The sequence below is a fragment of the Paraburkholderia fungorum genome (assembly GCF_003610895.1).
Lineage (GTDB): Bacteria > Pseudomonadota > Gammaproteobacteria > Burkholderiales > Burkholderiaceae > Paraburkholderia > Paraburkholderia fungorum_B.
In genome coordinates this window covers 1-20,436 of sequence record NZ_MCAS01000027.1, presented here as the reverse complement: position 1 = coordinate 20,436, position 20,436 = coordinate 1, and the positions used below count along the sequence as shown (strand labels likewise).

20 protein-coding genes are annotated in these 20,436 nt (G+C 63.2%); 9 read left to right on the top strand and 11 right to left on the bottom strand.

The annotated features are described in order from the left end of the window. Window positions 1-36 precede the first annotated feature (36 nt). The 4 genes from BCY88_RS23940 to BCY88_RS23925 form a co-directional block, all read right to left on the bottom strand. Entirely contained in the window at window positions 37-1,377 is a 1,341-nt protein-coding gene (locus BCY88_RS23940) for an aspartate aminotransferase family protein (protein WP_120346706.1), read from the bottom strand. A gap of 69 nt (window positions 1,378-1,446) precedes the next feature. Further along, window positions 1,447-2,946 carry an aldehyde dehydrogenase family protein gene (locus BCY88_RS23935; protein ID WP_120346645.1) on the bottom strand — a complete coding sequence of 500 codons (1,500 nt, stop codon included), beginning with the start codon at window positions 2,944-2,946 and terminating at the stop codon, window positions 1,447-1,449. A 172-nt stretch (window positions 2,947-3,118) separates the two neighbouring features. Next, the gene (locus BCY88_RS23930) at window positions 3,119-3,559 is read right to left on the bottom strand and encodes a hypothetical protein (RefSeq protein WP_259461497.1); all 441 of its coding nucleotides are present in this window, start codon (window positions 3,557-3,559) and stop codon (window positions 3,119-3,121) included. A gap of 12 nt (window positions 3,560-3,571) precedes the next feature. After that, the gene (locus BCY88_RS23925; RefSeq protein WP_120346644.1) at window positions 3,572-4,321 is read right to left on the bottom strand and encodes a helix-turn-helix transcriptional regulator; all 750 of its coding nucleotides are present in this window, start codon (window positions 4,319-4,321) and stop codon (window positions 3,572-3,574) included. Window positions 4,322-4,543: 222 nt separating this feature from the next. Here BCY88_RS23925 and BCY88_RS23920 point away from each other — a divergent pair, with 222 nt between their 5' ends. Further along, window positions 4,544-5,329: an SDR family NAD(P)-dependent oxidoreductase gene (locus tag BCY88_RS23920; protein WP_120346643.1), complete on the top strand. Its 786-nt coding sequence runs from the start codon at window positions 4,544-4,546 to the stop codon at window positions 5,327-5,329. 8 nt (window positions 5,330-5,337) lie between these two features. Here the strand turns inward: BCY88_RS23920 and BCY88_RS23915 are convergent, their stop codons facing one another. The 5 genes from BCY88_RS23915 to BCY88_RS23895 all read right to left on the bottom strand — a co-directional run bounded on the left by BCY88_RS23915 (window position 5,338) and on the right by BCY88_RS23895 (window position 10,721). Then, complete coding sequence (locus BCY88_RS23915; protein WP_120346642.1) at window positions 5,338-6,141, bottom strand: SDR family oxidoreductase; 804 nt, start codon at window positions 6,139-6,141, stop codon at window positions 5,338-5,340. Further along, on the bottom strand, window positions 6,138-6,965 hold the full coding sequence (locus BCY88_RS23910) for a MoaF C-terminal domain-containing protein (RefSeq protein ID WP_120346641.1): 828 nt from the start codon (window positions 6,963-6,965) through the stop codon (window positions 6,138-6,140). Before BCY88_RS23910 ends, BCY88_RS23915 begins: the two co-directional genes overlap by 4 nt. Before the next feature lie 216 nt (window positions 6,966-7,181). Continuing rightward, window positions 7,182-8,291 carry a class II histone deacetylase gene (locus BCY88_RS23905; protein WP_120346640.1) on the bottom strand — a complete coding sequence of 370 codons (1,110 nt, stop codon included), beginning with the start codon at window positions 8,289-8,291 and terminating at the stop codon, window positions 7,182-7,184. 58 nt (window positions 8,292-8,349) lie between these two features. Next, the gene (locus tag BCY88_RS23900; protein ID WP_120346639.1) at window positions 8,350-9,594 is read right to left on the bottom strand and encodes an MFS transporter; all 1,245 of its coding nucleotides are present in this window, start codon (window positions 9,592-9,594) and stop codon (window positions 8,350-8,352) included. 65 nt (window positions 9,595-9,659) lie between these two features. Beyond that, window positions 9,660-10,721, bottom strand: a complete 1,062-nt coding sequence (locus BCY88_RS23895; protein ID WP_120346638.1) for a porin — start codon at window positions 10,719-10,721, stop codon at window positions 9,660-9,662. 353 nt (window positions 10,722-11,074) lie between these two features. Here BCY88_RS23895 and BCY88_RS23890 point away from each other — a divergent pair, with 353 nt between their 5' ends. After that, window positions 11,075-12,214 carry a helix-turn-helix transcriptional regulator gene (locus BCY88_RS23890; protein WP_404935731.1) on the top strand — a complete coding sequence of 380 codons (1,140 nt, stop codon included), beginning with the start codon at window positions 11,075-11,077 and terminating at the stop codon, window positions 12,212-12,214. Window positions 12,215-12,223: 9 nt separating this feature from the next. On the opposite strand, the gene hpaR is transcribed toward BCY88_RS23890, so the two are convergent. Beyond that, window positions 12,224-12,631 (bottom strand): homoprotocatechuate degradation operon regulator HpaR, encoded by a 408-nt coding sequence (hpaR, locus tag BCY88_RS23885; RefSeq protein WP_042277081.1) that lies wholly within the window; start codon window positions 12,629-12,631, stop codon window positions 12,224-12,226. A gap of 179 nt (window positions 12,632-12,810) precedes the next feature. Here hpaR and BCY88_RS23880 point away from each other — a divergent pair, with 179 nt between their 5' ends. The 7 genes from BCY88_RS23880 to hpaI all read left to right on the top strand — a co-directional run bounded on the left by BCY88_RS23880 (window position 12,811) and on the right by hpaI (window position 18,915). After that, the gene (locus tag BCY88_RS23880) at window positions 12,811-13,584 is read left to right on the top strand and encodes a fumarylacetoacetate hydrolase family protein (RefSeq protein ID WP_120346637.1); all 774 of its coding nucleotides are present in this window, start codon (window positions 12,811-12,813) and stop codon (window positions 13,582-13,584) included. Next, window positions 13,581-14,339 carry a fumarylacetoacetate hydrolase family protein gene (locus BCY88_RS23875; protein ID WP_120346636.1) on the top strand — a complete coding sequence of 253 codons (759 nt, stop codon included), beginning with the start codon at window positions 13,581-13,583 and terminating at the stop codon, window positions 14,337-14,339. The genes BCY88_RS23880 and BCY88_RS23875 overlap by 4 nt, the downstream gene beginning before the upstream one ends. A gap of 29 nt (window positions 14,340-14,368) precedes the next feature. Then, window positions 14,369-15,826, top strand: coding sequence for a 5-carboxymethyl-2-hydroxymuconate semialdehyde dehydrogenase (hpaE, locus tag BCY88_RS23870; protein ID WP_120346635.1), 1,458 nt, complete (start codon window positions 14,369-14,371; stop codon window positions 15,824-15,826). Between the two features lie 61 nt (window positions 15,827-15,887). After that, window positions 15,888-16,751 (top strand): 3,4-dihydroxyphenylacetate 2,3-dioxygenase, encoded by an 864-nt coding sequence (hpaD, locus tag BCY88_RS23865; protein WP_183081439.1) that lies wholly within the window; start codon window positions 15,888-15,890, stop codon window positions 16,749-16,751. A gap of 21 nt (window positions 16,752-16,772) precedes the next feature. Next, the gene (locus BCY88_RS23860) at window positions 16,773-17,171 is read left to right on the top strand and encodes a 5-carboxymethyl-2-hydroxymuconate Delta-isomerase (protein ID WP_120346634.1); all 399 of its coding nucleotides are present in this window, start codon (window positions 16,773-16,775) and stop codon (window positions 17,169-17,171) included. Window positions 17,172-17,298: 127 nt separating this feature from the next. Beyond that, the gene (gene hpaH, locus BCY88_RS23855; RefSeq protein WP_120346633.1) at window positions 17,299-18,102 is read left to right on the top strand and encodes a 2-oxo-hept-4-ene-1,7-dioate hydratase; all 804 of its coding nucleotides are present in this window, start codon (window positions 17,299-17,301) and stop codon (window positions 18,100-18,102) included. Window positions 18,103-18,111: 9 nt separating this feature from the next. Then, window positions 18,112-18,915, top strand: a complete 804-nt coding sequence (hpaI, locus tag BCY88_RS23850; protein WP_120346702.1) for a 4-hydroxy-2-oxoheptanedioate aldolase — start codon at window positions 18,112-18,114, stop codon at window positions 18,913-18,915. 290 nt (window positions 18,916-19,205) lie between these two features. Here the strand turns inward: hpaI and BCY88_RS23845 are convergent, their stop codons facing one another. Further along, on the bottom strand, window positions 19,206-20,372 hold the full coding sequence (locus tag BCY88_RS23845) for an IS30 family transposase (RefSeq protein WP_120346632.1): 1,167 nt from the start codon (window positions 20,370-20,372) through the stop codon (window positions 19,206-19,208). Window positions 20,373-20,436 lie beyond the last annotated feature (64 nt).

Here is a 20,436-nt window from a genome sequence, read left to right as displayed (position 1 = left end):
CATTCTGCAGCGCGCCTCAACACTTGACCAAGTCAATTATGCAAATTTCACGTTATCGAAACCCGCAGCCAATGCGCCGACCAGCGCGTCGAGCTGCGCCGATTCGACCACCAGCGGCGGCGACAGAATGATTTTCGTACCGACCGGCCGCACCAGGGCGCCGTGCGCGCGCGCCACTTCGGCCACCGCGTTGGCATAGCCTGAGGTGGGGTCGATCGGTTCGCGGGTCTGTTTCGACTTCACCAGGTCGAGCGCCACCATCAGGCCCTTGCCGCGCACGTCGCCCACCGCCGCGTAGCGCTCGGTGAACGGCCGCAGCGCTTCGAGCAGATGGGCGCCCTGCTGTGCGGCGTTGGCCGGCAGGTTCTCGTCCTTGACGATCTTCAGGTTGGCGAGCGCCGCTGCGCACGCAACCGGATGTCCCGCATAGGTGTACCCGTGCATCAACGCGCCTGTGAAGTTCGCGTTGCTCATGAAGGCCTGCTCGATACGCTCGTTGAACGCGGTCGCGCCCAGCGGAATGTAGCCGGAAGAAATACCCTTGGCAAAGCACATGATGTCGGGCTTCACACCCCAGCCGCGACTGCCGAACATGCTGCCGGTCCGGCCAAAGCCCGTGACGATTTCGTCCGCGATCAGCAGAATGCCGTACTTGTCGCACACCTCACGAATCAGCGGCCAGTAGTTTTCTGGCGGCACGATCACGCCACCCGCGCCCTGCACCGGTTCAGCGATGAACGCGGCCACCGTGTCGGGACTCTGGAAAATGATCTCGCGCTCCAGCATCTCCGCGCAAATCCGGCCGAGCTCGGCCGGGTCCTGCGTGAACGGATTGCGATAGAGCCACGGCGTTTCAACATGAAAACAACCCGGCAGATTGGGCTCATAGTTACGGCGGAACGCCGTATTGCCGTTCACCGACGCGCCGCCGAAATGCGTGCCGTGATAGCCCTGCTTCAGCGAAATGAACTTGGTGCGGTCCGCCTCGCCTTTCAGCTTCCAGTACTGGCGCGCGAGTTTCAATGCGGATTCCACCGCATCCGAGCCGCCTGAACTGTAGATCACGCGGCGCATGCCTTCCGGCTCGAGCATCTCGATCAGCACTTTCGACAACTCCTCGGCGCGCGGATGCGAGATACCGTCGAAGAGCTGGAAGTATTCGAGCTCGTCCAGCTGACGCACGATCGCGTCCTTCACTTCGCGCCGGTTGTGGCCGACGTTGACGTTCCAGAGACCCGCCACGCCGTCGACCAGCTTATTGCCGCGATCGTCGAACACATAGCAGCCGTCGCCACGCACAATACGGATCGGCTCGCGTTGCTGCATTTCGGCCGGGTGCTGCATCGGATGCCAGAAGGCGGAATCGTTCGTTCCCATCATGCTTACTCCATTAAGTCCAGTATGTTGATACGTTCGTGTGTCTGCGCCCGGTTCAATGGGCAATGCTCAATGTGCGATGCACACGGACTTGGTTTCCGTAAAGCCTTCGATCGCGTACTTGCCGAATTCGCGGCCGATGCCCGACTGTTTGAAGCCGCCGAACGGCATGCCCGGGTCGAGCGGCACGTGGCAATTGACCCACACGGTGCCGGCCTCGATTTGCGGCACGAGGTTCATCACGGTCTTCAGGTCATTGCTCCACAGACTCGCGGCGAGCCCGTACGGTGAGTCGTTGGCCAGACGCAGCGCCTCGAGCGGATCGTCGAACGGAACGATGGCGAGCACAGGGCCGAACACTTCGTCGCGCACGATTGCTGCGTCGTGCGGCACGTCGGCGATCACGGTGGGGCGAACGTAATAGCCCGGCAGATCGACCGGCTTGCCGCCGGCAAGAAACGTCAGACCAGCCGCCTGGGCGCGCGCGATGTGCTGATTCACGCGGTCGCGGTGCAGCGCGGAGACGAGCGGATTGATCTGCGCGGCCGGATCGAGACCGGGTCCGAGTGTCATGGCGTCGGCAATATCGGCAAGACCTTCGGCCACTTGCCGGTACTTGCTGCGATGCACGTAGATGCGCGAGGCTGCGGCGCACACCTGCCCCTGGTTGAAGAAACCACCGGCCAGCGCCCCCTGAATCGCCTGCTCGACGTCGATATCGGCGAGCATGACCGCCGGATTCTTGCCGCCAAGCTCAAGCGAAAAGCGCGTCATGTTCTGCACGGCGGCCGCGCCGACCAGCTTGCCCGTCGGCGTCGAGCCGGTGAATGAAATCTTGCTGATACCCGGATGCGCCGCGAGCGCGGCGCCGCATTCGCGGCCCCCGGTGACGACGTTGAACACGCCTGCGGGAACACCGGCTTCCAGCGCCAGCTCGGCCAACCGCAGCGCCGTCAAAGGCGTTTCGGGCGACGGCTTGATCACAATGGTGCAACCCGCCGCGAGCGCCGGCACCAGCTTCCACGCGGCAATCATCAGCGGGAAATTCCATGGCACGATGCCGGCCACCACCCCGATCGGTTCCTTACGCGTGAACGCCGTATAGCGCGTACCGGGCGGAAACGGAATCGATACATCCAGCGTTTCGCCGGTAATCTTGGTCGCCCAGCCCGCCATGTAGCGCACATATTCGATCGTCGCGCCCACTTCCACCGCACGGGCGATGTTGATCGACTTACCCTGATTCAGGGTTTCGAGTTGCGCGAGGTCTTCCGCATTGGCTTCGAGCAGCTCAGCGAAGCGCAGCAGAATGCGTTCGCGATCGGCCGGGCGCAAGCCGCTCCACACACGTGCATCGAATGCGGCGCGCGCGTTGCTCGCCGCGCGATCGACGTCGGTTGCGTCCGCATCCGCTACTGTCGCGAGACGTTCGCCGGTCGCCGGATTGAACACGTCCAGACGACGCTCCGAGTGCGCGCGTTGCTGCGCGCCGCCGATAAACAGGCCGAAATCGCGTTGCACGAACGCGCGAACCGCGTCGCTGACGATAACCGTTGCATCGTTACTCATATCCTGGGTCTCTCGTTTGTGTCTCGTTGGTGTCCTGCTGCTGTCTGATCCATGGCCGCGAGGCCATCGTTTTGCAGCATCGTGTCACGCCGGTTTTTCGACCGTTAGCGCAGATCGGCAGCCGAGCCATTGCTTAAGGGAAAACATCTAACGCTCGCTCGCCTGCGCGCGCTTAGGCATACAGGCAGTGCTCGAATGCGTCACGCTGCACGAACAGCCGTTCGGGCAGCAACACCGCTTCAGCCGCATTGATCTGCATGAGCAGGGCAAAACGCGCGCCATCGCTATGGCCAACAATGGCGCAATTCGCTTCGGACAGGCCGTGGTTAAAGCGCGGATCGCCGGACAGAATGTCGGCATCGTCGTGCAGGCCGACACACCGCGCGCCGTCGACGATGTTCCAGCTATCGGGCAAACGCAGCAGAATGTCGGACACGTCTTCTTCACGCGAAATCACCGCGGCCAGCGCGGCCTGGCGGCGTTGGAACCAGGCTGCGCCATGCCTCTTGCCGGCGCGCTCCACGGCGACCGCCGCGACGGCGTAGAGCAGCATCGAGCCATCGGCCTCGACCGCTTCGACGCGCGTGCCATCCATCGCCCAGCTATCGATCATGGCGTCGGTCCTCTACAGAAAAAGCGCGCCGATCATTTCCGTGCGGCTCGACACGCCGAGCTTGCGGAACATGCGCAACAGGTGGGTTTTGACGGTGGGCTGCGCGAGCGCGAGCTCGCGTGCGATCTCCTTGTTCGACAAGCCGTTGCGTACGAGACGCGCGATCTGTTGTTCGCGATGTGTGAGATTGGACGGGGTGTCGGCGTCGGTGTCCACGCCATGGCGCCGATGCGTGCGCATTGGCCTCTGGTCGCGCAGCGCCGGCATCAGCGCGGCCTCCAGCAATGGCTGCACCGCTCTCGCGTGCTGCTGGTCGCTCGCGGAGAACGCCTCGGCGGGCGCCATGCGCAGCAGTGAAAACGCCGCCGCCGGCCGCGTGCCTTGCGTACATTGCGTGTTGTCGCGCAGCAGGACCTCCATCACATCGACCACCTGATGCGGATTCAGGAAGCGCCGCCAGTACACCGAGCCGCCGCGCACCGTCTCAGGCAGCTCGCCCGCGAGCGTGAGCACATTGCCGGTCTGAGTCGAAAAACGCGACGGATGCATCGGATCGAGCGTGCAATAACGCTGCAAATACGTGCGATGCATCGTCTCGGTCATGCCGAACAGCTCGAATCCCGACGGTTCGTTATCCGCGCCGACCCAGTAAAAAACCGTTGCCGACGGCCGCACCAGCTGCGCGAGCGCGCTCACTGCAGCGCCCAGCGCGGGCATGAAGGCGCTTTGAGACGCGGCTTCGTCGCGGATCGTGTTCAACATGGCGCTCTCCCGGTTCACCAGCTCAAGACCATCGTACGAACGTGCGATTCCAGAGCGTGAGCACGAATCGGCAAATCGACGCGCCCCGCGCGCACAAACGGCAGCGGCGTTGTCATCCTTTTGCCTGATTCCGCGCTGTCACCCGCGTGCCTAGACTTTGAGTTCACGTTTCACCCCTTCCATCACGCCAGATCGCGTTCATTCACATTCGCAAGGAACACCATGTCCAAACAACGCACGGTAGTCATCACAGGCGCAGGCACCGGGATCGGTGAAGCCTGCGCGCGGCTCTTTGTTGCTCGCGGCGCACGCGTGGCGCTGATCGGCAGGCGCCGCGAACCGCTCGAACGCGTGGCCCACGAAACCGGCGGCCTGGTACTCGACGGCGACGCAGCCAACGCTGCCGACTGGCAGCGCTTCATCGCCGCGATCAAGGCGGACGGCGGCGCTGTCGATGCGTTGATCGCCTGCGCCGGCGGTTTCGGCATGGGCACCGCTACCGAGACCGACGACGCTGCCTGGTCCGCCGCCATGCGTGCGAATCTCGACACCGCCTTCGTCGCCGCCCGCGCCTGCCTGCCCGATCTGATCGAACGGCGCGGCGCAATCGTGCTGGTCGCCTCGATCGCCTCGCTCGCGGCCGGACCGGCCGTATGCGGTTACACCACGTCGAAACACGCACTGATCGGCCTGACGCGTTCGCTCGCACGCGACTACGGACCGCACGGCGTACGCGTCAACGCGGTCTGCCCCGGCTGGGTCCGCACACCAATGGCCGACGCGGAAATGCAACCACTCATGCAGCGCTACGACGAAACACTCGACGCGGCCTATCAGCGCGTTTGCACCGATGTGCCATTGCGCCGTCCCGCGCACGCGGAGGAAATCGCCGGCCTATGCGAGTTTCTGGCGTCGCCGGCTGCGTCGATCGTGACGGGCGCCACCCTCGTTGCCGACGGCGGCGCCTCGATCGTCGACGTGCCGACCCTGGCGTTCGACCATATGTAAGCGGCGCCTCAACCCATCACGGCGGTCGACTCAGGCAAGGTCGCGCCGCCGTCGACCACGATGGTTTGGCCGGTGATATACGCTGCGGCATCAGAAGCCAGAAACAGCATGGCTGCCGCGATATCCGCCGGCTCGCCCAGCCGCCCAAGCGGGATTGCCTGTTCGATGCGGCGGTTGTGCGCGTCGTCGCCGAGATTGTCCATTGCCGGCGTGCGGATCATGCCGGGCTCCACGCCGTTGACCGTGATCCGGTGCTTCGCCAGTTCCAGCGCCGCGGCGCGAATAAAGCCGTTCACGCCCGCCTTCGACGCCGCGTAGTGCGCGAGCCCCGGATACGCCACGCGCGGCCCCGTCACCGACGAGGTCGCCAGCATCCGCCCGCCGCCTTGCCGGATGAACGCGGGCGTTGCCGCCTGGGCGAGCCAGAAGAGCGCGGCGAGATTCACGTCGAAGGTACGTTGCACTAGTGCGGGCGTAATCGCATCGAAGGCCGTGAGCGGAAAATACGCGGCGTTGTGCACCACCACGTCAAGCCTGCCGAAGTCCGCTTCCACACCGGCGACGAGGCGCCCGATCTGCGCATGCCCGGCCATGTCCGCCTCGTATGCGCGCGCCGTGGCGCCCTGCCGCGCGAGGCGCTGCGCCGTTTCCGAAGCCGCATCGATGCGCAGATCCGCAATCGCCACCGCCGCGCCGCGCGCAGCGAAGGCCTCGGCAATGCCGCGCCCGATGCCTTGCGCGCCGCCGGTTACCAGCACCGCCTTGCCGGCGAAATCACGCACGCTCGCCGTTTGCTGCGCGGCGCCGCTCATCGCGGATACCGGGTCACATTGAGCACTTGTGCGAGTGCGCCGACCGGGAAATTCGACAGCGCGTCGAACTGATTGCCCTGATAGCCGAAAATCTTGCCGTCGGTTTTCTTGCGCTCGAGGTCGATCATCACCACACCGAGCGTCGGAATGATTTTTTCGCGCCAGACGAACAGATACAGATCGTTGGCGATGGCGATGTAGTGGCAACGGTCCACGTCGGCGAGTCCGGCTTCCACGCCCGAGAGGCATTGCCACGCATAGAAGTTCTCGTTCAGATAGACGTGTTCGTACTGTTCCGTGGCGCTATACGTGTACAGGTTGCGCATGCCGATCAGCTCGCGGGTCGGATGATGCAATGCCGCCGGCGAGCCTGCTTCTCCACTTATCCGGGCGCCCTGCGGCACGATCCTGCCGTGACGGAAGCGCGCCTGCACGCCGGTCAGTTCCATGCCTCGCTCGACACGCGTGAACGCATCGGTACGGGCTTCGCTTTCGTTCGGCAAGGTGCCGGCCACCGAGGTGCACAAGCCCTGTTTCACATCGAGCACGTAACTCGTCGCCGCCGGCCGCGAGCCGTCGCCACCGCTGATATAGTCGACAAAGTAAATACCGTCGCGTACCGAGGTGATCCGGCATTCGAATTGATCGTTCGCCGTACGCACTACTCCGGCGGAGACGAACGTCAAGGTCTCGGCAGACCCATCCGCGAATTCGAGCTGCAATGTACGGCCCGTCAGATCGTCGACGGGCGGCAGGATATGGCTGTCGGGTGCGAAACCTTCGGCCAGTGCACCGACCTGAATGAAAACGGGTTGAGATGTCATGTCTGTATGGCTCCAGTAGTTCGATGATTGGCCGCGGCCCGACTCACATCGCGCATCGGGCCGCGGCGCCTTTGACTACTGTACGGAGGCCCCGGGCGCGGCGGCATCAACCATAAGGATGACAACGCCCGCGGCTTTCAGGCGTCCTGAAACATCCGAAGAACCCGCAGCGCATGGGCCTGCGAGGTTCCAGACGCATCAGGACGGTTGCGGGCATCACAGCCCGAATTCGCCTGCCAGTTCATCGATCAGGCCGCGCTGGAACGACTTGAAGCGATCATTGGGCTGCTGCGCGATCGCGAGGTCCAGCATCGGATCGCTCACCTCGGTTCGCACGTCCGCCAGCGTTTCGACAATCGCGTGGCCGCAGAACGGCACATACGCTTCCGAGTACCCGCCCTCGTGCACGATCACCAGACGTCCGCCGCAATAGCGTTCGGCGGCATCGCGCATCCATTGCGTCATCGTGCGATAGCTCTCGCTGTGCAGCAGCATGCGGGCGAGCGGATCGACCGCGCTCGCATCGAGCCCGCTCGCCACGACGATCAGATCCGGCCTGAACGCCTCGAGCGCGGGCAGCACGATGCGCTCGAACGCATACAGATAGGCATCGTGCCCGCCGCCCGGCAGCAGCGGAATGTTCAGGTTGGCACCCACGCCCGCACCCGCGCCGCGCTCGTCCGCGCCGCTATAGCCAGGCGGAAAGCAGCGATCCTGGTGCAGCGAAATCGTCAGCGTGTTCGGATCGTCGTAGTAGATCGACTGCGTGCCATTGCCGTGGTGGACGTCCCAGTCAATCACCGCGACCCGTTCGACGCCATGCTTCGCACGGGCCGCTTCGATCGCAATAGGGATGTTGGCAAACAGGCAGAAGCCCATCGGCTTGTCGCGCAGACAGTGATGGCCGGGCGGGCGCGACAGCGAGAATGCGTTGCCGGCCCGTTGGCCGAGCACGGCGTCGACTGCGCCAATCGCAAGCCCCGCGGACAGCGCGGCGATCTCGTAGCTCCCCTTGCCGAATGGCGCGAGTTCGCCCAGGTCGCCGCCGGTCGTGTCGCTGAGCGCCTTGAAACGGCTCAGATAATCGCGCGGATGGATGCGCAGCAAATCCTCCTCGGTCGCGAGCGCCGCGCCCTGCATGTCGAGCGACGCCGCCAGCCCCGAGGTTTGAATCAAGGCCAGCAGCCGGCGTTTCGAATCGGGCGATTCCGCGTAACCGCTGCTCGATGGCGGCTGCACCCAGCCGCCGACCGGAAAGAACAGCGCGTGCGTGCCCCCCGTATGCCAGAAAGTGCGTTCGTCCGTGAAAAATGCGGTTTTACTCATGATTTCTCTTACCTATAGTTCACCTGCGGATTCAGATCGACCGGGTTGGGCAGCGCGATCATTGATGCGCACCCGGCACTTCGCGCCCACTGCGCTCGACGCGCAGCAGGCAAACAAAAGACAGCGCGCAGATCACCGCCGCGCCCTGAAACAAGGTATTGAGTCCCGCGCCGGCGTCGAGGAGAAAGCCGGCGATCAGCGGACCGACCGCGAGCCCCGCGCCGATCACGAAGTTCAGCGTGGCGATCAAACGGCCCGACGTATCGGTTTTTGCAGCCGCGGCGAGGATGAACGGCAACACGAAGGTCCACGCGAATTTGAAAGCGAAGATCGCGGCGGCGTAGCCCGTCGAACCCGGATGCGCCGACAGACCGAGCAAAGCCGCGACGAGAATCGCGTAGCCTGTCAGCAACATCGCGGCACGCGCGATCCGGTTGCCGATGAACGACGCGCACCCCGCGCCGACGATGCCCATCACGCTCGCGATCGCCAGCAGTTCGCCGGTATGCCCGGCGTCGAGTCCGGCAAGCGATGCCGCCTTGCTTGCGAACGTCCAGACACCGCCGATCGCCACATAGAACGTGAGCACGCCGCCAATCACCAGCGTCGCCAGCAACCACCTGCTACTTCCGCTGCGGGTCCCGTCGATGCCGGACACGGTCTGTTGCACCGGCTTCCCGCCCGCCCCGCCCAACGCCGGATCGAAGCCGCGCGTGAGCGGCGAGGCGATCAGCGCGAGCACGGCCAGCGTGACATACAGCGCGCGCAGACCGAACGCGTCGAACAGATGCGGCAGCACGACGAGACCGAGCGCACCGGCCACCAGTTGGCCGACTACCCACAAGCCATACACGCGATCGCGATTGCCGCTGGTCGCCGCGCTCGTCATGCACAGCACCATCAGCGTGCCGCCGCCGAGCGCGGTCAACGCGCGCAGCACCAGCAACGCGACGAAACCCGGCATCAGCACCGCAGTGGCGAGATTGCCGATGCAAAACACCGCAGTGGCGATCGCCGCGACACGGCGCGCGTCGGCACGACCGAGCCACAGCAGCGACGGCAAGGTCGCGCAACTGAACGCGCCGAGTTCGACGAAGAAGTACGTGCCGATCTGCGAGGCGCTCAACCCGAGCTGTCCGCCGAGTTGCGCTGCCACTGCCGGCGCGACCAGCAGCAACAACGGTGTGATGGCGGCGAATACCACCAGCGACAGCAATGTGGACGTCGCGAATTCGCGCGGCGCGGCCGTGGGTGTCGCGGCCGCGGTGGCCGCGGCAAATGAGGAGGTCGAAGAAGTTTTCATGGGGCTCATGAGGTAACGGTTGCGGTTGCAACGAAGGCCGATACGCGGCCTGCGACGGCGGCCAATCAGAACGTGTGATACATGCCGAGCATCGCGCCAAACTGCGAGGCGCCGTTGAGCGGCGTTGCGTCGTATTCATAGACCGGCTGCGAGCTTTGACTGCTGTTGCGCGAGTAGCCGAGATTCACATACGCCACCGTGCGCTTCGACAGCGCATAGGTGCCGCTCGCGATGAACAGCGTCGGATGACCGACGCTCGGCGTGCTCGACCAGGTCTGATAGACGCCGCCCGCCAGGCCGACGAAATTGTTGAGCTGGTAGCGCGCCCCACCCCACGCCACGGTTTTCGAAGGCGCGAGCGTTCCGGTTTGCCGTTCCGCACCGCCGTACAGCGAAAGCGTGGCGATGTCCCAATGCGCGGCCAACGTGCCGATGGTCTGTTGCAGTCCCGAGGTGTCCGCGTCCGCGGACGCCGTGCCTTGCGCACGATGCAGCGCGGCGCTGACGCCGTAGCCATTGCCGCTGTATTGCGCGCCGATTTCCAGCACCCGGCCCGAGCGCGAATTGCCGGCCACACCACCGGTTGCCGCCAGCGCTTCGGCGCTGAAGCCGCCGTAGTCGGCGCTTTTGAACTTCACCGAGTTGTCGATGAAATTGGCCGACAGCGGCACCAGCACGCCCTGCCCGCTATACGCCGCATACAGCAGCGGGTCGTAGAAAACCGTGCGATCGAACAGCACGCTGAACTGCCGCCCAAGCGTGACGGTGCCGAATTTGCCCGTCAATCCCACGTAGGCACCGCGAAAAAATGCATAGCCGGGCACCGTGGCCGTCCCGTCGTTCACATTGAGACCCTGCTCGAGGCGGAAGATCGCCTGCAGACCGCCGCCCAGATCTTCCGTACCCGTCAAACCGATTTGCGACGGCAACACCCCGTAGTTCTGCAAGTTGACCGCGCTGTGCTGGCCGTCCGCGTTGCTGCGGTACTGAATGCCGGCATCGATCAAACCGTACAGCGTGACACTCGATTGCGCGTGCGCGGTCGAGGCGCACAAGCCAGCCGCCGCGCTCAATACCGCCAACGTCTTTCGTCGGCCACCGCGCTGCCGTGATTCGTTTCGTTTCATCGCGAAGCTCCAAACCGTCTGATGTTTTTGTAATGTGTCCGCCACTGCGGGCTGCATCCCTGATCGAGTGCAACGGCAGTGTCCGTAGCGGCAATTGCGCTGACTAGACGTCCAGATGAACGGTATGGAAAACCCGCACGCGATTGCGGGCAGCCCCGGTGCGGTTGACATGGAAGGCCGGTTCGGGCGGCCCGGCGGGTTGACGCGGCACGGCATGAGCGGCCGGGGGCCGTTCAAATGAGGGGGCGCAGGGCCATTTCGAGCGATGCGTTTTTCAAAAAAGCGCCACGTATAATCGGTCGGCACACCGCACGAGCGGCCAGAGCGCCATATCGACAGCCGAAGGAAACAGCGTGACAGTCACCGCAGACACCAGGCGGGTTTTCGATCAGTGGGGTGAAATGCCCGCTGCCATTCCGCTCGACGATTACGCAGGCGCGCCGCTCCAGCAGCGCAGCGCCGACTTCGAAGGCACGCTTGCCGGCAACGGCACCGCGACGCGCGGCCTGAGCCTGTTCCTGCTCGACCTCTACGCGCTCGCCAACCGCACCGGCATCGGCGAATTCGAGCATGGCTTCTTTCGCCTGCTCTCCCAGCATTTAGCCTTCGACGCCGGTTGGACAGGCGTGGCCACGCACACGGCCAATGGTCCCGTGATGCATAACAGTTTCGTGTATGGCCTGCCCGGCGAGTTCTTTACCGACTGGCAGCGCGTGCGCGACTGCGACCCGCTCGCGCTCGGCTCGATGAACAGTTACGGCCGTGCGCTGCCGGTGTCGATCGTGGCGCCCGGCATCGATCAGCGCTTTCGCAACTGGGCGATCAAATACGGCCTCGCACAACTGATGGTGGTGTCGGCGCTCGATCATCGCTTCGGACTCGCAACGTTCCTCTCGGTGTATCGCCGCGCGCTCGACAAACCGTTCTCAGCGGCGGATGCGCAAACGCTGGAGGACGTGATTCCGCATCTGAGCGCGGCACTCACGATCAATCGCTCGTTTCAATTGACACGCGAGCGCGGCGAGGGCGTCACGACGCCGGCGCGCGCGATCTGCGATAGTTTTGGTGCGGTGCATCAGGCGGATAAAGCGTTCGAGACCATTCTGCGCAGCGAGTGGCCGGGCTACCAGAACCAGCATCTGCCGGCGCCGCTGATCGCGCATCTGCATGCGGACACGGGGCAGCCGTATGTCGGCGAAACGGTGACGGTGAACTGTTCGCCGGTCGTCGGCCTGTTCCAGCTGGAAGCGCGCCAACGCTCGCCGCTCGACCGTTTGAGTCCACGCGAACTGAGTGCGATCAAGTTGTACGGCGACGGTCTCTCACACAAGGAAGTCGCGCAGCGCATGGCGATTTCGCCCACCACCGTGCGCCACTATCTGCGCTGTGCCTACAAGAAGCTCGGCATGCACGACAAAAGCCAGATTCCGTGGCTGCTCGGGCTCAGGGAGAACGCTGCCGCCAATGCCCCGGCGCCCGATCAGGGCGATTGAGCGGCTGCTTCACTCGTCCTCCTCTTCCAGGCCGGCAAGCAGATCGTCGACCGCGCGATACACGCGCTCGACGATTTCCGGCCCTACTTTGCGCTCCAGCTCGCGATAGTGCGCTTCGAGATCCTTCGAGATCACGCGCACCAGTTCCACGCTCGTATCGGTGAGCGAGACCAGCACGCGGCGCTGGTCTTCCGCGAAACGCTCCTTCGTCACCAGTTCCATGCTCTCCATGCGCGCGAGCACGCCGGCCATGCTCGGACTGGAAATCGTGCAGATGTCGGAGATATGGCGCGGCTCCATCGGGCCGTGCTCATTGAGCGCGCGAATCACGCGCCACTGCTGTTCGGTCAGCCCGTGCGCGGTAATCAGGGGGCGGAAACGCTCCATCATTTTTTCTCTGGCGCGCAGCAACAACATCGGCAGATTGCGATGCAAAACTCGGATAGAAGCAGAAGCGGACATGGCGGAAGATAGTTAAAAGCAGCCGTCGAAGCTTAAGGGAAAACCCGCAATCAGCCGACAGGCTATTGACCGTAGATGATATCAAGCGCAATACTACTAACATGTTAGTGTTTTCTCCGAGAGACAACAGATTTATGTTTGCACTTGCCGATTACCTGCTGCATCCCGAAGGCGACGCGCTGCCTCGCGACGTGGACGCGCAAACCGTTGCCGCGCTGCTGGCGCGCGGCGTGGCCTGTCGCGCTCCCGTTTCCGGCGCCGTGTACGGAACCCTGCTGAACGACCGCGCCGCCCTGCAAGCCCTGGGCGAGGCGGTGCATGCCGCTCCGTACAAAGCGCCGCCGAAGGCCCCCATTCTCTATCTGAAGCCGCGCAATACGCTCGCCGGTCATCGCGCGCGCGTTGTCGTGCCTGACAATGCATTGGGTGTGGAAGTGGGCGCTTCGCTGGGTATCGTGATCGGACGCACCGCCACGCGCGTCGGCGCGAGCGAGGCGTTCGGCTACATCGCCGGCTACACGCTGGTCGCCGATCTGAGCGTGCCGCACGCGAGCGTATACCGGCCCTCGGTACGGTTCCGGGCCCGGGACGGCTTCTGCGTGATCGGACCGGCAGTGGCGGCCGCCCGTCACGTTGCTGCGCCTGACGCCCTGAGCATCGAGGTTGCGCTTGGCGGACGTGAAGTCTTTACCGCCAACACCGCGTCGTCGGTACGCAACGTGGCGCAACTGATTGCGGATGTAACCGATTTCATGACACTCAATGCCGGCGACGTCATTACGCTCGGCGTGCCTCATGGTTCGCCGGTGGCTCATGTCGGCGACACGGCCACACTGTCGATCGGCGGATTACCGCCGCTCGAGGTGTCGTTTGTCGGTGCAAAAGAACACGCTGGAGAACAACCATGATGCGCGGCCGCGTTGCCTATGCAGGCGCGATTCACGAAGCCTACCCGGACGCCCAGGGCGTACGCCTCGCCGACGGCCGTGTGCGCCGTGAGGATGAAGTGGTGTGGCTCGCACCGATCGAGGTCGGCACGATCTTCGCGCTCGGCCTGAACTATGCCGAACATGCCAAGGAATTGCAGTTCAACAAACAGGAAGAACCGCTGGTCTTTCTCAAGGGCCCGGGCACCGTAATCGGTCATCGCGGCTTCACCCGCCGCCCCGCCGACGTCACCTTCATGCACTACGAGTGCGAACTGGCTGTCGTGATCGGCCAAACCGCGCAGAACGTCAAGCGCGAAAACGCCATGCAGCACGTGGCCGGCTACATGATCGCCAACGACTACGCGATCCGCGACTACCTGGAAAACTACTACCGCCCCAACCTGCGCGTGAAGAATCGCGACGGCGGCACGGTGCTCGGCCCCTGGTTCGTCGATGCGGCCGACGTCAAAGACGTCACGCAACTCGAATTGCGCACCTTCGTGAACGGCACGCGGCAGCAACACGGCAACACGCGCGATCTCGTCACCGATATCCCCGCGTTGATCGAATACCTGAGCAGCTTTATGACGCTCGCACCCGGCGACGTGATTCTGACCGGCACGCCGGAAGGCATTGTCAACGTCAATGCGGGCGACGAAGTGGTCTGTGAAATCGACGGCCTTGGCCGTCTCGTCAATACGATTGCATCGGACGCGGACTTCGGCCGCGCCTGATCGTCAGTGAAAAGAGAAAGGACAAGGCAATGCGAATCGAACATCTGATCAACGGCAAATCGAGCGCCGCGAACGACTACTTCGAAACCGTCAATCCGGCCACGCAAGAGGTGCTTGCGGAAGTGGCGCGCGGCGGTGCGCAGGAAGTCGACGCCGCCGTGCGCGCGGCTAAGGAAGCGTTTCCCGCATGGGCCGGCAAGCCCGCGGCAGAACGCGCAAAAGCCATTCGCAAGCTCGGCGAGTTGATCGCGAAGAACGTGCCGGAAATCTCGGAGACCGAAACCAGGGACACCGGCCAGACGATCTCGCAGACGCGCAAGCAACTTGTGCCGCGCGCCGCCGACAACTTCAGCTATTTTGCGGAGATGTGCACGCGCGTCGACGGTCATACGTATCCCACCGATACGCACCTGAACTACACGCTGTTCCACCCGGTTGGCGTCTGCGCGCTGATCTCGCCCTGGAACGTGCCGTTCATGACCGCGACGTGGAAAGTGGCCCCCTGTCTCGCGTTCGGCAATACCGCCGTGTTGAAGATGAGCGAACTGTCGCCGCTGACCGCCTCGATGCTCGGCAATCTCGCGCTCGAAGCCGGCATTCCCGCCGGCGTGCTGAACGTCGTGCACGGCTTCGGCAAGGACACCGGCGAACCGCTGGTGGCGCATCCGGACGTGCATGCGGTGTCGTTCACCGGTTCCACGGCAACCGGCAACCGTATCGTGCAAACCGCGGGCCTGAAGAAGTTTTCGATGGAACTGGGCGGCAAATCGCCGTTCGTGATTTTCGACGACGCCGATTTCGAACGCGCGCTCGACGCCGCCGTGTTCATGATCTTCTCGAACAACGGCGAGCGCTGCACGGCCGGTTCGCGGATTCTGGTGCAACGCTCGATTTACGCGCGCTTTGCCGAACGTTTCATCGAACGCGCAAAACGCCTGAGCGTGGGCGATCCGCTGGCCGACAGCACGATCGTCGGCCCGATGATCAGCCAGGGGCATCTGGCCAAGGTTCGCAGCTATATCGAACTGGGTCCGAAAGAAGGCGCCACGCTCGCGTGCGGCGGACTCGACACGCCGGATTTGCCTGACGCCATGCGCAAAGGTAATTTCGTTCAGCCAACGGTGTTCGTCGACGTCGACAATCGCATGCGGATCGCCCAGGAAGAAATCTTCGGCCCGGTTGCCTGCCTGATTCCGTTCGAAGACGAAGCCGACGCGATCAAACTCGCCAACGACATCTCCTACGGCTTGTCGAGCTACATCTGGACCGAGAGCACCGGTCGCGCCTTGCGCGTCGCCGCCGCAGTCCAGGCCGGCATGTGCTTCGTCAACAGCCAGAACGTGCGCGATCTGCGCCAGCCGTTCGGCGGCACCAAGGCATCGGGCGTGGGCCGCGAAGGCGGTACGTGGAGCTACGAGGTGTTCCTCGAACCGAAGAACGTGTGTGTCTCGCTCGGCTCGCATCATATTCCGCACTGGGGCGCCTGACACGCGCCGCCATGGCGCGCGGGGCCAGCAGGCCTCGCGCCACACAGAACAGGAGATCGCGATGGGCAAACTCGCGTTGGCAGCAAAAATCACTCACGTTCCGTCGTTGTATCTGTCCGAACTTGACGGTCCGCACAAAGGCTGCCGTCAGGCTGCGATCGACGGCCATCATGAAATCGGCCGGCGCTGCCGCGAACTGGGCGTGGATACGATCGTCGTGTTCGACGTGCATTGGCTCGTGAACAGCGAGTACCACATCAATTGCGCGCCGAATTTCGAGGGCGTCTATACGAGCAACGAACTGCCGCACTTCATCAAGAACATGCCGTACGCGTACCCCGGCAATGTCGGACTCGGCAATCTGATTGCGGAAGTCGCCAATGAAATGGGCGTCAAAAGCCGCGCGCACAGCGAGACCACGCTCGAACTCGAGTACGGCACGCTGGTGCCGATGCGCTATATGAACGGCGACCAGCACTTCAAGACCGTATCGGTATCCGGCTGGTGCATGTGGCATGAACTCGAAACCAGCGCGCGCTTCGGCCTTGCCGTGCGCAAGGCCATCGAGGAACGTTACGACGGCACCGTGGCGATTCTGGCGAGCGGTTCGTTGAGCCATCACTTCGCCGACAATGGCACCGCCGAGCAGTTCATGCACAAGGTGTGGAGCCCGTTTCTCGAACAGATGGACCGCAAGGTGGTCGAGTTATGGGAAGCCGGCGACTGGAAGACCTTCTGCGAGATGCTGCCGCTCTATAACGAGAAATGCTGGGGCGAAGGCGGCATGCACGACACCGCGATGCTGCTCGGCGCGCTCGGCTGGGATCGTTACGAGGGCAAGGTGGAAGTCGTCACGCCGTATTTCGGCAGTTCAGGCACCGGCCAGATCAATGCGATCTTCCCCGTGACACCCCTGCCCGCTTAAATCCTGAGAAAGGAGCCTGCCGTGCCGCATTTGACACTCGAATACAGCGCCAATCTTGCTGATGAAGACAGCATCGGGCGGCTGTGCACATCGCTCGCTCAATGCCTCGACGCACAACGCGAGAACGAACAACGCATTTATCCGCTTGGCGGCATCCGCGTGCGCGCCTTGCGCTGCGAGCAGTACAGCATTGCGGATGGCCGGGCCGACGCCGCCTTCCTGCACGCAAGCCTGAAGATCGGCGCAGGCCGCTCGGACGCGGCCAGGAAGGCGACCGGAGACGCGCTGTTTGACGTGATCAAACAGCACTTCGCCGCCGAGTTTGAAAAGCACGGCCTCGCGCTGTCACTGGAAATCAGTGAATTCAGCGAATCGGGCACGTGGAAACACAACAATTTGCACGCACGGCTTAAGGCCTGATACCTGGGCTAGAGGCATGAGCCTCAAACCTCGACCTGAGATTTGGGCCCAGGACCTGGGCTTGACGCTCCGGCCTGATATTCCGACCCGGTAGCTGGGCGCGGCAGCCGCTCATAGAGAATCCATCATGCTAGACGAACAGACAATCCGCGACCTTGCCGCGGAACTCGACAACGCCGAGAAAACGCGCACCCAACTGCGCCACTTCTCGGCAAGATATCCCGGGATGACCGTCCAGGACGGTTACGCGATCCAGCGCGAGTGGGTGAAGCTCAAACTCGCTGAAGGACACGTGATCAAGGGCCGCAAGATCGGCCTGACTTCGCGGGCGATGCAGCGTTCGTCGCAGATCGACGAACCCGACTACGCGCCGCTGCTCGACAGCATGTTCATTGAAGCCGGCCAGGACATCCGCGCCGACCGCTTTATTTCGCCGCGCGTGGAGGTCGAACTGGCCTTCGTGCTGAGCAAGCCCCTGAAGGGCCCGGGTGTCACGCTATTCGATGTGCTGGACGCCACTGCCTACGTGACGCCGGCTGTCGAGATTATCGACGCACGCATCGAGCAATTCGACCGCGAGACAAAAGCGCCGCGCAAGGTCTACGACACCATCTCCGACTTCGCGGCCAACGCGGGGATCGTATTGGGCGGTCGTCCGGTGCGTCCGCTGGACGTCGACCTTCGCTGGGTTGGTGCGTTGCTTTACAAGAACGGCGCGGTGGAAGAAAGCGGCCTCGCCGCGGCGGTGCTGAACCACCCGGCGACCGGCGTTGCATGGCTCGCCAACAAGATCGCGCCCTACGACGAAGTCCTGAACGCGAACGACGTGATTCTGAGCGGCTCGTTCACGAGCCCGATTCCCGCGCGGGCGGGCGACACCTTCCATGTCGACTATGGTCCGCTGGGCGGGATTGGTTTGAATTTCATCTGAGTGGGCGACATGTCACTACCGCAAAACACATTCAAGCGTGCGCTGGCCGAGGGAAAACCGCAATTTGGTTTGTGGGCGGCATTGGCCGATGCGTACGTCACCGAGTTGCTGGCCACGGCCGGGTTCGACTGGCTGTTGATCGACAACGAGCACGCACCGAACGATGTACGGAGCACGCTGACGCAATTGCAGGCGGTGGCGGCATACGCATCGCATCCGGTGGTGCGTCCGGTGCGCAGCGACAGCGCGTTGATCAAGCAGCTGCTCGACATTGGCGCGCAGACGTTGTTGCTGCCGATGATCGATACGGCGGAACAGGCTGCCGACGCTGTCGCGGCGACGCGTTATCCACCGCAGGGCATTCGTGGCGTGGGGAGTGCGTTGGCACGGGCATCGCGATGGAACCGGATACCGGATTATCTGAACACCGCGGCCGATGAGTTGTGTGTGCTGGTGCAGGTGGAGACTGTGCAGGGGTTGGAGAATCTTTCGGCGATTGCGGCAGTGGAAGGTGTGGATGGTGTGTTTTTTGGTCCGGCGGATTTGAGTGCATCGATGGGATTGTTGGGAAAGCCAGGCGACGCGAGTGTGCGCGAGGCGATTTGCAACGGTATCAGGAAGGTGCGGGATGCAGGTAAGGCGGCGGGCGTCCTGGCACCGGACGCGGGGATTGCCTCGGAGTATCTGGCGGCGGGTGCGACTTTCGTTGCGGTGGGGACGGATACTGGGTTGTTGAGTCGGGCGGCGGCTGATCTGGCCGCCTCGTATAAGAAAGTTGCTGTGATGGCTGCGCCTGTGAAGGGCGGGTATTGAAGTTGGGGGCACCCTGAGGTGCGGGTTTTGCCTGCGCGGCGCTTTGGTTGTGGTTTTATGGCGTTGGCCTTTCCTTGATTTCTTAATGGTCTGTTTTGTTTGTGCTTTTATGGCGTTGGCCTTTCCTTGATTTGTTATTGGATTATTAGCGTTGCCCCTGTGCGGGGCGGCACTTACTCTTTGGCCTTTCCTTGATTTGCTATTGGTCCATTAGTGTTGCCCCTGTGCGGGGCGGCACTTACTTTCTTTGCCGCCGCAAAGAAAGATAAGCAAAGAAAGCGGCCTTGGATTCAACCGGTCAATGCAACACCCAACGTTTCTGCGAGTTTTTCAGCAGGGTTCATAAATTGCAAGGTCTGACGGGGGCGTCCGTTCAGGCGCGCGGCAACCTTGTTCAGCTCTGCCTGCGAATAGCCGTCCACCGGGACCCCTTTGGGGAAGTACTGGCGTAGAAGGCCATTCGTGTTCTCGTTACTGCCTCGTTGCCACGGGCTTTGCGGATCGCAGAAATACACCTGTACGTCCGTCGCAACCGTGAAGTTCCTGTGGCTCGCCATCTCCGTGCCCCGGTCCCATGTGAGCGAGCCGCGCAGTTCCTTTGGCAGCCTGTTCACCTGTTTTATCAGGGCAGAAACCACGCTTGCCGTGTCCTTGCCCGCTACCTTGACCAGCATCACGTAGCGCGAGTGCCGCTCCACCAGCGTGGCAATGTAAGTGTTGTCTGAACCGGCCAGCAGATCGCCTTCCCAATGCCCGGGCACCGCGCGGTCTTCCACTTCGGCCGGTCTTTCGCTGATCGACACGGCCCCGATTATCCTGCCCCTGTTCTGCCCGCTTGCCGAGGCGCTCTTCGCCTGACGCATCGTACGATTGGTACGAAGATGCTCGACGAGTTCCTTTTTAAGGACCCCGCGTGCCTGGATGAACAGGCTCCGGTAGATCGTCTCGTGTGATATCTGCATGTCCTTGTTGACCCGGAACTCGCGCCTGAGCCATCCCGCTATCTGTACAGGGGCCCATTTTAATTTGAGTCTGGCCGCCACCAGCCGGCGCAGCCGCGCATTGCCTGACAACGCACACACCTTGGGCCGCCGTGCACGCTCCCAGGCGTTCACATCGGCCTCGTGCGCCCGATATCGGTGGCTGCCGCCATTACGCGAAATCTCCCGGCTGATGGTCGATTTCGAGCGCCCCAGTTGCAACGCAATCTCGCCCATCGTACCGCCTGCGACAAGGCCCCGCGATATCTCCTCGCGTTCGGCCAGCGTCAGTGCCCGTGCAGATCGTGTGCGCACGGGCGGGGAAAATCCGCCGTTCCTGTTCACAACGTGATAAACGGCACTCGGCTGGCGCTCGAGCATCCGCGCGATTTCACTCAGCGACTCGCCCTCGCGCCACAGCTTCCAGATTTCCGCCTTCTGTGCGGTGTTCAACCACGGTCTTCTTTGTCGTCCCATCGTGCTCCACTCTCCATTTCCCTATTGGAACAGAGGTGTTGCAACGACCGGTTGAATCCGCCGC

Excerpts from the sequence above, each read along its gene's own strand:
- BCY88_RS23880 (WP_120346637.1), top strand. The coding sequence starts at position 12,811 with ATGTTTGCACTTGCCGATTACCTGCTGCATCCCGAAGGCGACGCGCTG.
- hpaH (WP_120346633.1), top strand. The coding sequence starts at position 17,299 with ATGCTAGACGAACAGACAATCCGCGACCTTGCCGCGGAACTCGACAAC.
- BCY88_RS23940 (WP_120346706.1), bottom strand. The coding sequence starts at position 1,377 with ATGGGAACGAACGATTCCGCCTTCTGGCATCCGATGCAGCACCCGGCC.
- BCY88_RS23915 (WP_120346642.1), bottom strand. The coding sequence starts at position 6,141 with ATGAGCGGCGCCGCGCAGCAAACGGCGAGCGTGCGTGATTTCGCCGGC.
- BCY88_RS23845 (WP_120346632.1), bottom strand. The coding sequence starts at position 20,372 with ATGGGACGACAAAGAAGACCGTGGTTGAACACCGCACAGAAGGCGGAA.
- hpaE (WP_120346635.1), top strand. The coding sequence starts at position 14,369 with ATGCGAATCGAACATCTGATCAACGGCAAATCGAGCGCCGCGAACGAC.
- BCY88_RS23875 (WP_120346636.1), top strand. The coding sequence starts at position 13,581 with ATGATGCGCGGCCGCGTTGCCTATGCAGGCGCGATTCACGAAGCCTAC.
- hpaD (WP_183081439.1), top strand. The coding sequence starts at position 15,888 with ATGGGCAAACTCGCGTTGGCAGCAAAAATCACTCACGTTCCGTCGTTG.
- BCY88_RS23895 (WP_120346638.1), bottom strand. The coding sequence starts at position 10,721 with ATGAAACGAAACGAATCACGGCAGCGCGGTGGCCGACGAAAGACGTTG.
- BCY88_RS23920 (WP_120346643.1), top strand. The coding sequence starts at position 4,544 with ATGTCCAAACAACGCACGGTAGTCATCACAGGCGCAGGCACCGGGATC.
- hpaI (WP_120346702.1), top strand. The coding sequence starts at position 18,112 with ATGTCACTACCGCAAAACACATTCAAGCGTGCGCTGGCCGAGGGAAAA.
- BCY88_RS23905 (WP_120346640.1), bottom strand. The coding sequence starts at position 8,291 with ATGAGTAAAACCGCATTTTTCACGGACGAACGCACTTTCTGGCATACG.
- BCY88_RS23930 (WP_259461497.1), bottom strand. The coding sequence starts at position 3,559 with ATGATCGATAGCTGGGCGATGGATGGCACGCGCGTCGAAGCGGTCGAG.
- hpaR (WP_042277081.1), bottom strand. The coding sequence starts at position 12,631 with ATGTTGTTGCTGCGCGCCAGAGAAAAAATGATGGAGCGTTTCCGCCCC.
- BCY88_RS23925 (WP_120346644.1), bottom strand. The coding sequence starts at position 4,321 with ATGTTGAACACGATCCGCGACGAAGCCGCGTCTCAAAGCGCCTTCATG.
- BCY88_RS23900 (WP_120346639.1), bottom strand. The coding sequence starts at position 9,594 with ATGAAAACTTCTTCGACCTCCTCATTTGCCGCGGCCACCGCGGCCGCG.
- BCY88_RS23935 (WP_120346645.1), bottom strand. The coding sequence starts at position 2,946 with ATGAGTAACGATGCAACGGTTATCGTCAGCGACGCGGTTCGCGCGTTC.
- BCY88_RS23910 (WP_120346641.1), bottom strand. The coding sequence starts at position 6,965 with ATGACATCTCAACCCGTTTTCATTCAGGTCGGTGCACTGGCCGAAGGT.